This window comes from Pantoea sp. ICBG 985 (assembly GCF_002928365.1).
GTDB lineage: Bacteria > Pseudomonadota > Gammaproteobacteria > Enterobacterales > Enterobacteriaceae > Pantoea > Pantoea dispersa.
The window spans coordinates 78,182-91,882 of sequence record NZ_POWM01000008.1; the positions used below are offsets into that span (position 1 = coordinate 78,182).

The following is a 13,701-nucleotide window of genomic DNA, read 5'->3' on the forward strand; positions in this document are numbered from 1 at the left end:
CGATCGCGCGAAAAAAGACCATGTTTTAATCAACCACAGCAGGAAGCTGTCAGGTCGACCGCGAACACAATAACGACAACATGACTCGCTCAGGACAGATTTATGCACACAGAAATTATCAATATCTGGCCGCACGGCGACGCGCCAGGCGCGAGTGACTCGCGCGCTCAGCCGCAGATCGTCGATTTGGCCAGAGAGTTCGAACCTTACGACCGCGCCGCCACCGGCGTGCGCTGCCCGGAGATGGCGATCTGGCATCCGGAAACCTCAAACGGTATCACCCTGCTGGTGGCACCGGGCGGCGGGTATCAGCGCGTACTGATCGACCGCGAAGGCAGCGCCCTCGCCACCTTTTTCACCTCGATGGGTTACACACTGGCGGTAATGACCTATCGCCTGCCGTACGACGGCCATCATGAAGGACCGGATGCGCCGCTGGCTGATGCCCAGCGTGCGGTGCGCGTGCTGCGCGAGCGCTCACAGCGCGGCCTGAACGGAAAGTACATCGTGATGATGGGCTTTTCGGCCGGCGGGCACGTGGCCGCCAGCCTCGGCACCCGCTTTGGCGAAAAAATCTATCCGCTGCAGGATCAGGCCGACAGCCTGTCACCGCGGCCTGATGCGATGGTACTGCTTTATCCGGTCATTAGCATGCGCGACGGTCTGGCGCATGAAAGTTCACGCACCCGCCTGCTGGGCGCGTGGCCGGATCAGAAAAGCATTGAGGCTTATTCGCTGGAGACGCGCGTGCACGGCCAGACTCCGCCGACGCTGCTGATCCACGCCGCTGACGATGAGACGGTTTCCGTTAATAACAGCATGGTGTTTTTTAGTGCCCTGCGGGAGCACAAGGTACCGGCGGAAATTCACTTTTATCAGAAAGGTGGCCACGGCTTTGGGATTCGTGGCGTGGCGGATCTGCCGCTGGCCAGCTGGCCGATGCTGGTGACCGAATGGCTGCGCGCAAAGACCTGATGCCCCTGCTACGTTGAACCGCAGCGGCGCTGGCGGCGCGCGTTCATCCCGGTCACTTACGTAAGCTCCTGAGGATGAACACCCGTGCCGCCTTGCTGCTGCGCACCTTATTGCGGGGGATTTATGCGCCCTGTGTTATGACGAGGGTTGAGCCGGATCTGTCGCGCTCGCGCTGCCATTATTTTCGGGTTTAGCTTCGTCCGGGGTAGCAGCGGCGGCAGGCGCATCCGGAACCTTCATCACCTTGTCCCAGCTGTCCTGCAGCATCCTGACGTTGGTTTCGGGCTCACCCTGCGGTTGAATCAGCACCATGGTCAGCTCCTGCGTTAACTGCTGGCGCAACTCCTGGTTGAGCTGGTCGCGCGTTAACTCACTGAGAAACGCCTGACGCAGTTTCTGATACTGCTCCGGCGCGATATCCACCACGGAATTCTGCTGTGAGCGCAAACGTTGCCCCATCAGAATATCGGTGTCGGTGCGCGCGTAGGTGGCAAACAGTTTGTTCAGTTCCAGCAGCTTTTGCGCCATCAGCGCATCAAACTCCTCCTGCGGCAGACCTTTATCACGCACGGTGGCCAGCTCACGCGCCACCTGGTTCAGGTTCTGCGCCAGCGACGCGTTAGGCGAATCCATGTTAATGGCGCACTGCGCACGCTGATACAGCACGCGACAGTCGAAGCCAACCTGCACGTTTTGCGCTTTGCTGTCGGCCAGCGCGCGCTGGACGTGCCAGAACAGCGCTTCGCGCGCCAGATCGCTCTGCCAGTAGCGCTGCAGATTCTGCGAGTCGCGGATTGGCTGCCATGGCGTATCCCACACCAGCGACAGGCGATCCTGCATCATGCCGCCGTTAACCAGGTTGATTGGCTGATGCGGCAGCGGCGACAGCGTGGGCAGCGCCGCGGGCGCCACCCGTTTGCCTTGCAGTGGCGAGAACGCTTTGTTGATCTGCTCCGCCATGCTGCGGCTATCCACGTTGCCCACCACGTACAGCGTCATGCCGTCCGGCGTGTACCACTGCTGGTAAAAGGCATTAAGCTGCGCGATATCCACCGGCGCGCGCGGCTGTTCGCCCGGATCATGCGCCAGCATGGTCGACCCTTTCAGGCGATAGCGCCACCACACATCCTGCGTATTGGGCGGCCAGGTCGCGATGGGATCGGTGGCGGTCAGCGCGGTCGACACCACCTGCTCATTGATGGTCATTTTACCGGCGGTGGCCGCCAGCCAGCTGAGCGCCTCTTTCAGCAGCTCCGGCCGGTTGTTCGGCAGGCTGAGATTGTATTGAGTGAAATCATAAGACGAGATGGCCGGCGGCAGCGGTCGCTGTGGATCCATCGCCTGTTGCCACAGTGCGCGCTGCTGATTGGTATCCAGCGCGGTGTTATGTACCATCGCCAGACGCGGTAAAAGATGGCTGAACCCGGTTTGCTGGGCGCTTTCCACCAGCGAACCGGTATTAACTATCAGGCGCAGCTCGATGCGATCGCTCGGACGTTGTGGTGTGGTCAGCAGCTGCCAGCTGAAACCATTGTCCAGTTTGCCTTCCTGCCAGGCGGGATCAGGCTGAAGTGTTTCGGCGTGGACGCCGAAGCCAGATGCCGCAAGCAGCCATCCGCCAACCAAAAGCCGAATTCTGGTGCCCTGCATGTGAACCCCTACTCAAACAGATAAACGCTCGTGCGCGCCATAGGCGGCCGCTTTTCAGCGAACCACGGCGGCAGGCTGCCGCCACGTTTATTCAACGACAGACTCTTTGACCACAGGAAGGCCAGGATGTCGCGCGACGAGGAAAAAAATCGGGAAAAAAATCAATGGGGTTATTATGCAAATGCCCGCTGTCAGGGCAAGCGACAGCGGGCATTTCACGGCAAATTAACGCAAATAGAGGATTACGCGCTGGTCTGTGAAGCGTTATTGACCTTTTTCGCTGAAGAAAGCGTCGCTTTCATCTGCGCTTCATCCAACTGGCCGACCCACTTCGCCACCACCACAGTCGCCACACCGTTACCCACCAGGTTGGTGAGCGCACGGGCTTCCGACATGAAGCGGTCAATGCCGAGAATCAGCGCCAGACCGGCCACCGGCAGATGTCCCACCGCCGACAGCGTAGCCGCCAGCACGATAAAGCCACTGCCGGTCACCCCTGCCGCGCCTTTGGAGGAGAGCAGCAGCACCACTAACAGCGTGATCTGGTGGAAGACATCCATGTGGGCGTTGGTCGCCTGAGCGATAAACACCGCCGCCATGGTCAGGTAAATCGACGTGCCATCGAGGTTGAACGAGTAGCCAGTTGGAATCACCAGCCCGACCACCGATTTCTTACAGCCCAGCTTCTCCATCTTATCCAGCATGCGCGGCAGCGCCGACTCGGAAGAAGATGTACCCAGTACAATCAGCAGCTCTTCTTTGATGTAGGCAACAAACTTAAAGATGTTGAAGCCGGCCCAGCGGGCAATAATCCCGAGCACAATCACTACGAACAGTACGCAGGTGATGTAGAAGCAGATAATCAGCTGACCGAGCTGCACCAGCGATCCGACACCATATTTACCGATGGTGAACGCCATGGCGCCGAACGCACCAATCGGTGCCAGACGCATGATCATGTTGATCACGCCAAAAATCACCTTCGAGAAGCTCTCGATGACGTTGAACATCACGGTGCCGGCGTTACCGAGGCGATGCAGCGCAAAGCCAAACAGGATAGCGAACAGCAGCACCTGCAGGATGTTACCGCTGGCGAAGGCACCGACCACGCTGTTCGGGATCACGTCCAGCAGGAAGGCAATCACGCCCTGCTGCTCAGCCTGCTGCGCGTAGACCGCAACCGCTTTGGCATCCAGCGTCGCCGGATCGACGTTCATTCCCGCGCCCGGCTGGATCACGTTGACCACCACCAGACCGATAATCAGCGCGATGGTGCTGACAATTTCGAAATAGAGCAGCGCTACTGCGCCGGTCCGTCCAACTGCTTTCATGCTCTCCATGCCGGCAATACCGGTCACCACCGTACAGAAAATCACGGGGGCGATGATCATCTTGATCAGCTTAACGAAGCCATCGCCAAGCGGCTTCATTTGCGCGCCTAACTCAGGGTAGTAGTGGCCTAACAGGACGCCGATGCCGATGGCAACCAGTACCTGAAAGTAGAGGCTTTTGAACAGTTTCATAACAGGTGTCCAGGTATAGACGGCATTCACCGCCATTGTTATGGAGAAACGCATGCGGCAAGCCGCCTGGAAGCGTATGACCTTACCGATGGCGAGGAAAATAACACTCTGTTAACAGGATTAGTATACCCTTACATTCCTTACAAAAGTTACAAAACTCTAACTATGAACTGAAACGCTTCAGCACCCCATAACGGTGCAATTCTGCAAGGAAAATCAATAAATAAGGTGATTATTCAGATGGTGACGAGCTGGCCAGCCAGCGCTGGTTAAACACCGATAACGGCAGGGCTTCAGCATATAAGTAGCCCTGCCCAATGGTAATTCCGCGCGCCAGCAGCCAGTCGCGCTGCTCGGCGGTTTCGACGCCTTCGGCAATCACGTCGAGGTGGATGATATCGGCAATTGCCGCCACGATGCGCACCATGGTGTCATCATCCGGCAGCGCGGCGACAAAACTGCGATCCATTTTTAGCTTATTGACCGGCAGCGCTTTGAACTGATGCAGGTAGTTGAGGTTGGAGTAGCCCATGCCGAAATCATCCAGCGCGACCGCCACTCCGGTTTGCTGCAGCGAGCGCAGCAGCGCCATCGCCTGTTCAGCATCGCCAATCTGCGCGGTTTCGGTGATCTCCAGCACGAAGTTACCCGGCGCAATGCGATGGCGCTCCAGTAGCCCCTGCAGGTGGCTCACCACGCTGGCATCGCGCAGCTGTACTGCGGAGATATTCACGCTGAGCGGCAGATTGATGCCGTGGCGCTGCCAGCCAGCGATAATGCGGCACGCCTCTTCAAAAACCCAGCGGCCGAGCGCGGAGATGACGCCAATCTCTTCGGCACTGGCGATGAACTCTTCGGATAAACCATAGCTGCCGTCCGGCATTCGCATGCGCAGCAGCGCTTCTGCGCCGGCCAGCTCGCCGGTGGCCATATTGATTTGCGGCTGCAGATAGAGCGCAAACTGGCCATCCTGCAGACCCTGCAGGATGTCGTGCTCCTGAGTTAAGCGCTTCTGCGCCCGCTCGGTCAGCGCCGGGTCAAAGAACAGAATCTGGTTTTTACCCTGATGGCGCGCCGACATCATCGCCGACGTGGCGCGCGCCAGCTGTTCGCCTGCGGACACGGTGTTGTCGTCATGCAGCGCCAGGCCAATGCTGGCGTTAGGACGCAGCTGCAGCTGATACAGGTTCACCGGCTGGTTGATGCGTAGCATCAGGTTGCGCGCCAGCCGCATGGCGCGAAACGGGTTGTGCGCACGCTTCATCAGTAGCGCAAAGTCGCTCGGTCCGGTCTGTGCCAGCAGGGTATGGTCATCAATGGTACTGCGGATTTTTTCCACCAGCGTCAGCATCAGCGTATCGCGCTGTTCATCGCTCAGGACACCATTGGCTTCCTGCAGGGTTTCGATGCGGATCACCATCAGCCCCCACGGCTGCTGGCTGTGGCGATGGCGGATGTGCTGATCAAGCAGCGCCAGAAACAGCGCGCGGTTGGGCAAATCGGTCACCGCGAAATGGGTGGTCAGCCGGCTCATCTCATCGTGAATCGACTCCAGCACCTGCTGGTTGCGGTTGTAGCTGCGAATCAGCATGCCGATCTCATCGTCGCGATGATTGTGCGGCAGCGCCAGCTTATGGGTGAGAATGGCGGGCGGCGGCAGCTCCTGCAGCTCACGCGAAATATTACGCAGCGGATGCACGATCAGCCGGTTGATACACCAGCTGATCGCCACGGACAGAATCAGCGCCAGCAGCAGATAGGTAGTGATCATGGTGGACAGCGTGCTGAGCAGGAACTGATAAACGCGCGACGAATCAGCCTGCAGCACCAGATAGGCAATCGGCTTCGGCAGCCCGCTGCGCTCGACCGAATAGAGCGGCAGCGTAATCTGCACCGGCAGTTCGAACAGCCGGGCGACAAAGCGCGGCACCGGTTTCTCCGGCGCGAAGTCAGCGTGCAGCGCCTGGAAGGCGTTCGGCAACACCACGTCGGCGCGCGACAGAATGCCCGCCGGCTTAAGGGTATTCAGAATGCGTTCGGCCTGCGGGATATCGGCTTTGAGCACCGCTTCGGACAGCGGCTGACGCACGGTATGCGCGACGTTCTCCATCTGCTGGGCGTAATCCACCCTGCGCTGCTGCACAAAATGGAATAACTGGATGACGATAAAAATACAGATAGTGACCAGCGCCACGGCGGACACGGTGGCCATCTGCTTTATCGTTAACGAACGACTGACGCGCAACAAAACCTCTCCTGGCCGCCGGGGGCCGTGACAGTTGCCGGAATGCGCAGCAAGTATATCCCAGGTCAGCATTTTTTTGCGCCGGGATAAAGGCGAAAATCACGCAACTGCCCCGCTTTGCGCGCGGTTTCAGCATTTTGTCAGCCATTAGCGGCGCAGAGACAAAACGGTGCGCGCCAGCCCGCACCGTTTGCCGCTCAGGTTTTACTGCGGATAGGCTACCCAGTCGCCGCCGTTAAGGCGAATCCACGGTTTGCCCTGATACATCATCACCACGGCGTTATCATTTTCCGACACCACCGGCGTCTGCGGCAGGTTATCCGCCAGCACCGACATGTTGACGTTCGGTGCGTTAAACACCTGACCGTCCACCACCCGCGACACCAGCTCGGAAATTGCCAGCAGGCTGACAGGCGTATCGATGGTCAGCGGCTGGCCCTGATGCGGCGCTTTCATGCCCACAAATTTAATGCCAACCGGCACGTGGGTGATGCCCGGGCTCGGAATGTCGCGCAGCCCGGACATCTGCATTTTATCCCCCTGCAGTGCCGCACCGTGCTCTGGCACCACCAGCACCATCACCCGGCGTCCCGACTTCTCCAGATTGGTCAGGAAGGTATCGAGCTGGTCGAACAGCACCCGTGCGCGCGGCTGCCACTCGGCGGTGCGGGTGCTGCCCAGCTCGCGCGTACCGTCGTGCAGCGGAATCAGGTTGTAGAAGGTGGCGCTGCGCGCATCGCTGCTTTTGCTGCGGTCATCAAGCCAGCGCTGCATCAGCTGCCCGTCGTTGTACACCGGCGAACCATCAAAAGACGTCAGCTCCGGCGCAATCCCGGCCTGCGACATCAGCGGCGCCTGCATGTTGCCGTCCTCGCGCAGCTCTTTCAGGTAGTTACCGAACACGCCGGTATGGTCCATCATCAGCTGCTGCTTAAAGCCCAGCTTCGCCAGATTATCAAACAGATAGCAGCGCTGGTCGGTGGCTTTATACAGGTTACTGTGTGAGGTCTGGCCGCAGCTGGCGCGCAGCAGGCGAATACCAGCCGGACCGCTGTAGCCGGTGGCGGAGTTGTAGTTGTTCAGCACGATATCAAAGTGCTTCCACAGCGGATGGTCACGCAGCTGTGCCACATCAATGTCCGACCACGCCAGCGAACAGATGTTGATCACCAGAATATCGAACGGCTGCGAATCGGCGGGCAGCGCATCCGGGAAGTGCGTGACGCGCTGGCGTTCGCTGTCGTAAAAGCGATTCAGCCACGCGGTGAGGTTGGCGCTGGTGGGCGGCGCGCTTTGATCGAGTCCCGCCGCGGCCGGGCTGGCGGCCGGTTTGTCATTCAGCGCCACCGGCGGTACGGCGGCTTTGCTGGGCAGCAGGCTGACCGCCGGGCCGGCGAGCGTCAGCACGTTCAGCCAGATCAGCGCCAGTGACACCAGCACGGTGACGCGAATCCACTGCGCCACGAACAGGTAAATTACCAGCAGCACAAAGGCCGCGCCGATCATCTCCCAGTTAATAAAGCGCTGCAGCAAATCCAGCAGATAGGCCGGCGAGAATCCCGCCACCTGGCTGCCCTGGCTGAGCAGCGAGTTCAGACCCGGCAGCCAGGTATCGTGCCAGAACAGCGCGAAGCCAATCGGCAGCGAAACCCACTGGCGCAGACGATGCAGCCGCGCTGATGGCAGCGGAAACAGCAGCCACGCCAGAAACACCAGATTACTCAGCGCATGGAAGTTGAGATAGCCGTACCACAACAGACCAAATTTGATCAGAAAGTAAAAGTTCCAGCCGCCGAGGCCGCGCCAGCGCGCCGCGTGCAGCGTCGAAGGTGTGTTATCCATGTTTATCCGTTTTGGTCGATTGGCGTTGCCACTGCCCTTCCGATTTGAGGGCGCGGGCAGGTAACAGGCGCATCAGCAGGCTGGTGCTGCGCTGCGGCAGCCAGCGTCGCCACAGCGATTTCAGGAACAGCAAAATCAGTAACAGCAGGATCGCCACCTGCACACCATCCATCAGCGTCATACGTGCGGCTCCCCGAGGTCGATGATGATCGGCTGCGGCGTCTGAGGGCCGCGCGGCGCGGCCGCTGCCGGCGCGGCAGGTTGCGCAGCGGCCGGTACCCTGAGCGGTTCGAACTGCGCCACCGGCGTCAGCTGCCGCACTTTATTCACCTCCGACAAAATCTGGTTGTCGGCAAACCACACCATGCGGTTACTAAACAGCTCGTCGTGCGGCAGGGAAAATATCGATTTCAGGGCAATGTCCAGGTCGTTAAAGCGGCAGGAAGAGAGGAATAAATAGAGCCGATCGTCAACCAGCGTCACCAGGTCGCCAAAACGACGCGGTTTACACAGCGTCAGCACCTGCGGCGGCGACAGCTGCGGCACCGGGCGCAGCGCCACCATCAGCCCTTTGTCGTTTTCCGGCAGCAGCGTATTGTTCATCAACTGCTGTACCGCCGCACAGAATCGCTCCAGCGGCAAATAGCCTTTCTGCTGCAGCGGCTGTAGCGCCTGCACCAGCGCCGGCAGATCGGCCGGCACGTGGCGGGTAAACTGCTGGCCCTGCACCCCTTCCAGTGCGGTCAGCAAGCGCGACAGCGGCGCCGCCGTCGGAACAATGCTGTTAACGCCGCACGCCAGCAGCAAACGTTCATCGCTGTAGCGCAGGCTGGTGCCAAGTTCCCGCACCACGATTTTCAGCGCGTTGCCGCGCGATCGCCGCAAACCATGGACCATGCTCGCCAGAGTCGGCACATCCTGATTATGGGCCAGGCTAAAGATGACCGTGGCGGCGTTGGCCTGCTGCGCGCGCGCATACACGCTCTCGTTATCGCTGAACAGTTGCCACTGCGCGGAAAGCGGCGGCGCCCCTTCCAGCACATCCTGCTGGGCCAGAAACTGGTTTTCATCATTGAGGCTCAGCGGCTGCGACGCGGCGGCTTCAGCCTGCGCAATAAACTGATTATCAATACAGTTCAGGCGGATAGCGCGGTCGGCCAGCAATTTATCGGCGGAATACCACCAGTTAATTCGATATTGCCAGCTATCCTGCTGAAATTCTAAATGAGCGACACCATCAAGCTGACGAAAATAACGCTGCAGATGATTTCGCAGGGGAATAATTGCGGTTCCGCAGGTGATCATTAGCAGCGTCATTTGTTTTTTTAACAGAACCCGGCGCAAGCCTTTTATCCACACGGTCAGTTCATCCGGGGATAATTTGCTCCACAGCGCCGCCTGACTATAAAACATGACCAGACCGCTACGTTTATTCATTACGCGCGCTATATCGCTGGCCAGATGTTGCAGGCTGGCTTTATTGGCAGGCAGCGAAAATAAGGGAATACGTGCCGGACCGCCGGGCGGATCGGGCGTTAACAGCGCCTGCGGGGGTCCATCCGCGCTCACCAGCGTGGCCGCCTTTTGCTGGCTAACCACCTGACGTAACAGCGTTCGTGCGTCTTCGGGCCGCTGGCAGGTTATCCAGTAAAATCCCGGCGACTGCAGGGCGATTAATTCCTGTTGTACCTGCTGCAGGCCAAGCGTATAAAGATTTTTCATATTAGCGTCGCGATCTGTACAATCCAGGCTAGTTTAATATAGACGGCAACGATTGGAACTGCTGAAATAAAAAAAGCTGCGCACGCGCCAGACTGTTTGACTTTGCCGGGCCAGAAATCGCTGGCTGCGGTTTTATACGCGACAAGAAAATATCACCCCTCTTTATCCGTTGTCGTTTCTTTGGTGGCAAAAAAGTAATGAAAACTGAAAATGCTTTTTCACTGATCGCTGTCGGCAGCGAAGATCAGGATGATATTAACGCCCTGAGTGACGCCTTTTCACTGAAGGCGTTTCGCTATATTGATATTGCCCGTGAAGCGCGTCTGCAACAGTTGCTGTCGCGCTGGCCGTTGTTGCAGGAATGCACGCAGGGACCGGAGTCACCACGCTAATGCCGGTTCTCGCCTTACAGGGGCTGCGTGGCGGGTGTGGCGCGACGGCACTCAGTGCTGCGCTGGGCTGGGCGCTAAACGCGCTGCAGCAGTCGGTGCTGCTTATTGACCTTTCGCCAGCCAACCAACTGGCGGCCCACTTTAATCTGCCGCTCGACACGCCGTACGGCTGGCTGCGTGCGCAGCTGGATAACCAGCCGTGGCAGCACAGCGCGCTGCGCTATCAGCCGGGGCTGGATTTCCTGCCGTCTGGCACGCTCACGCATCAGCAGACCTTATCCTTAAACGCAGCGACAGCGGAAATTGCACAACCGCTGCTTAAGGCTTTGCCGGCCCTGAAACAGCGCTATCAGTGGATTATTTTCGACCTTCCGGCGGATCTGCTGCCGTGGCAGCAGGCGTTCATCCCGGCCGCCGATCGGCTGCTTCAGCTGTTAACGCTGGATGCCAACTGCCAGCTGCGCCTGCACCGCGCGCACTTTTCGCCGCAGACGCTGTTTCTGATTAACCAGTTCAACGCCAACAGCCAGCTGCAGCAGGATCTGCATCAGCTGTGGCTGCGCTCGCTTAAAAACCTGATTCCACAGGTAATTCATCGCGATGAAGCGCTGGCGGAAGCGCTGATGATGAAACAGCCGGTGGGCGCCTGGCGTCCGCATGCGCTGGCCAGCGAAGAGATCAATACGCTGGCCAACTGGCTGCTGCTGCATGTCGCCGGAGGTGGCGCATGAATGCGCTGCGCTGGCTGCTGGTGCCGCAGGCCTCGCAGGCATTGCAGCAGCGCGCGCACCTGGCGCGTCAGCACGGCGCCGGGCGGTTAACGGTCGCGCTGCATCTGCTGTGGTGCGTGCTCGCCTGGTCGCTGCTGCGGCTGGAAACGCCGGCGTGGCAGCGCGTGCTGCAGCAGCGTCAGCGCTACTTCCCGCATATCTCTCCGCTGCGCCCGCGTCCGCTCGATATTGTGCGCTATGCACTCCAGAGCCTGTGGCTGCTTATCATGCTGCCGCTGGACGGCAGTGCGCGCAGCGAGCGTAAACGTTTTAACGCCTTTGGCTCGCTGTTCCGCTGGCGCCAGCAGCTGTATCAATGGCTGGCGCAGCTGCCGGCGCGGCTGGAGCACAGCGGCGTGCCGCAGCGCAGCGAACGCTGGCTGCAGCGCCTGCCACGGCGCGTGCGTCAGCTGCTGTTCATCGTAGTGGCGATAGCCGCCAGTCTGCTGGCGCTGCTGTGCATCTCGCAGCCGTTTGATATCACCACCCAGTTTGTGTTTGTGCTGCTGCTGTGGGCGCTGGCCATGCTGGTGCGCCGTATGCCGGGCCGGCTGGTGACCATCATGCTGATCGTGCTGTCGCTCACCATCTCCTGCCGCTATCTGTGGTGGCGCTATACGGAAACCCTTAACTGGGACGATCCGCTCAGCCTGACGTTTGGCCTGCTGCTGATTGGCGCGGAAACCTACGCGTGGACGGTACTGGTGCTGGGCTATTTCCAGACGCTGTGGCCGCTCAACCGCCAGCCGGTCTCTATGCCGCCGGAGATCGCCAGCTGGCCCAGCGTCGATATTCTGGTGCCGACCTACAACGAGCCGCTCAGCGTGGTCAAACCCACCATCTATGCTGCGCTGGGCATCGACTGGCCGCAGGATAAACTCAACATCTATATTCTTGATGACGGCACGCGCGAGGAGTTCCGCGAGTTTGCCGCCAGCGTGGGCGTCAATTACGTGGTGCGCCCCAGCCACGAACACGCCAAGGCCGGCAACATCAACCATGCGCTGAAAACCACCTGCCGCAGCGAATACGTGGCGATTTTTGACTGCGACCATGTGCCGACGCGCTCATTCCTGCAGCTCACCATGGGCTGGTTCCTGAAAGATCACCGGCTGGGCATGCTGCAGACGCCGCACCACTTCTTCTCACCAGACCCGTTTGAACGCAACCTCGGCCGCTTCCGCCAGACGCCGAATGAAGGCTCGCTGTTTTACGGTCTGGTGCAGGATGGTAACGACACATGGGATGCCGCCTTTTTCTGCGGCTCCTGCGCAGTGCTGCGCCGCAGCGCGCTGGATGAGATTGGCGGCATCGCGGTAGAGACCGTTACCGAAGATGCGCACACCTCGCTGCGACTGCACCGCCGCGGATACACCTCGGCCTACATCCGCATTCCACAGGCCGCCGGGCTGGCGACCGAAAGTCTGTCAGCGCATATTGGCCAGCGCATCCGCTGGGCACGCGGCATGGTGCAGATCTTCCGTCTCGATAATCCGCTGTTTGGCAAAGGGCTGAAGCTGGTACAGCGGCTGTGTTACGCCAATGCCATGCTGCACTTTCTTGCCGGTATCCCCCGGCTGATCTTTCTGCTGGCGCCGCTGGCGTTCCTGCTGTGCCATGCCTACATCATCTATGCGCCCGCGCTGGCCATCGCCATCTACGTGCTGCCGCACATTGTGCATACCAGCCTGACCAACTCGCGCATCCAGGGGCGCTGGCGCCACTCGTTCTGGAGCGAGGTATATGAAACCGTGCTCGCCTGGTACATCGCCCGCCCCACCACCGTCGCGCTGTTTAATCCGCACAAAGGCAAATTCAACGTGACCGCCAAAGGGGGCCTGGTAGAAGAGCGCCATCTCGACTGGGTGATCACCAAACCCTATATGCTGCTAGTGCTGCTGAACATTGCCGGTATCGGCATGGGCTTCTGGCGCATGGCGCACGGCCCGGCCAATGAGCTGCTCACCATCTGGGTCAGTCTGGTGTGGGTGGTTTACAACATGATTATTCTCGGCGGCGCGGTGGCGGTGTCGGTGGAAGCGCGTCAAATCCGTGAAGCGCACCGCGTAGAGATCGCCATGCCGGCGGCGCTGGCACGCGCCGATGGTCATATGCTGCCGTGCACGCTGCGCGACTACTCTGACGGCGGCGTGGGCGTCGAACTGCGCGAGCCGGATGCACTGCGCGAGAACGAAAGCGTGTCGCTGCTGCTGCGGCGCGGACAGCAGGAGTTCAGCTTCCCATGCCAGGTACAGCGCGTATTTGGCCGCCGCGCAGGTATCCGCCTTCACCAGCTCTCCACCCGCCAGCACATCGAATTTATTCAGTGCACCTTTGCGCGCGCCGATACCTGGGCGCTGTGGCAGGACGGTTTTCCGGAGGATAAACCGGTGCAGAGCCTGGCGGACATTATGCTGCTCGGCTTCAAAGGCTATTTGCGGCTGGCGGAGTATGGTCCGGCACCGCTGCGCCGCCTGTTCCGTGGCCTGACCGCCGGACTGCACTGGCTGGCAACGCTGTTGCCGCACAACGTCCGTCCGCGACCGGCAACGCTCAACACTGATTTTACCTAAGCTGATGAT

The 13,701-nt window shown here is 59.8% G+C and carries 10 protein-coding genes; 4 read left to right on the plus strand and 6 right to left on the minus strand.

Annotated features, from left to right (window positions below; genetic code table 11):
• The first annotated feature begins 102 nt into the window (after positions 1-102).
• Positions 103-975, plus strand: coding sequence for an alpha/beta hydrolase (locus tag C1Y42_RS20350; RefSeq protein WP_058771051.1), 873 nt, complete (start codon positions 103-105; stop codon positions 973-975).
• A gap of 135 nt (positions 976-1,110) precedes the next feature.
• On the opposite strand, the gene C1Y42_RS20355 is transcribed toward C1Y42_RS20350, so the two are convergent.
• From C1Y42_RS20355 to bcsE, 6 genes are all read right to left on the minus strand, one after another.
• Complete coding sequence (locus C1Y42_RS20355; protein WP_058771050.1) at positions 1,111-2,625, minus strand: pitrilysin family protein; 1,515 nt, start codon at positions 2,623-2,625, stop codon at positions 1,111-1,113.
• A 242-nt stretch (positions 2,626-2,867) separates the two neighbouring features.
• Entirely contained in the window at positions 2,868-4,148 is a 1,281-nt protein-coding gene (locus C1Y42_RS20360) for a dicarboxylate/amino acid:cation symporter (protein ID WP_031279619.1), read from the minus strand.
• 232 nt (positions 4,149-4,380) lie between these two features.
• The gene (hmsP, locus tag C1Y42_RS20365; protein ID WP_021507002.1) at positions 4,381-6,393 is read right to left on the minus strand and encodes a biofilm formation regulator HmsP; all 2,013 of its coding nucleotides are present in this window, start codon (positions 6,391-6,393) and stop codon (positions 4,381-4,383) included.
• Positions 6,394-6,597: 204 nt separating this feature from the next.
• On the minus strand, positions 6,598-8,235 hold the full coding sequence (bcsG, locus tag C1Y42_RS20370; protein ID WP_104094230.1) for a cellulose biosynthesis protein BcsG: 1,638 nt from the start codon (positions 8,233-8,235) through the stop codon (positions 6,598-6,600).
• Positions 8,228-8,416: a cellulose biosynthesis protein BcsF gene (bcsF, locus tag C1Y42_RS20375; RefSeq protein ID WP_010617915.1), complete on the minus strand. Its 189-nt coding sequence runs from the start codon at positions 8,414-8,416 to the stop codon at positions 8,228-8,230. Before bcsF ends, bcsG begins: the two co-directional genes overlap by 8 nt.
• Entirely contained in the window at positions 8,413-9,957 is a 1,545-nt protein-coding gene (bcsE, locus tag C1Y42_RS20380; RefSeq protein WP_104094231.1) for a cellulose biosynthesis protein BcsE, read from the minus strand. The genes bcsF and bcsE overlap by 4 nt, the downstream gene beginning before the upstream one ends.
• 197 nt (positions 9,958-10,154) lie before the next feature.
• On the opposite strand from bcsE, the gene bcsR reads away from it, so the two are divergent.
• From bcsR to bcsA, 3 genes are read left to right on the plus strand one after another with little or no spacing between them, the layout of a single operon-like run.
• The gene (gene bcsR / locus C1Y42_RS20385) at positions 10,155-10,349 is read left to right on the plus strand and encodes a cellulose biosynthesis protein BcsR (RefSeq protein ID WP_021507005.1); all 195 of its coding nucleotides are present in this window, start codon (positions 10,155-10,157) and stop codon (positions 10,347-10,349) included.
• Positions 10,349-11,080 (plus strand): cellulose biosynthesis protein BcsQ, encoded by a 732-nt coding sequence (gene bcsQ / locus C1Y42_RS20390; protein ID WP_058758088.1) that lies wholly within the window; start codon positions 10,349-10,351, stop codon positions 11,078-11,080. The genes bcsR and bcsQ overlap by 1 nt, the downstream gene beginning before the upstream one ends.
• Positions 11,077-13,692 carry a UDP-forming cellulose synthase catalytic subunit gene (gene bcsA / locus C1Y42_RS20395; protein ID WP_104094232.1) on the plus strand — a complete coding sequence of 872 codons (2,616 nt, stop codon included), beginning with the start codon at positions 11,077-11,079 and terminating at the stop codon, positions 13,690-13,692. Before bcsQ ends, bcsA begins: the two co-directional genes overlap by 4 nt.
• The last annotated feature ends 9 nt before the right edge of the window (positions 13,693-13,701 follow it).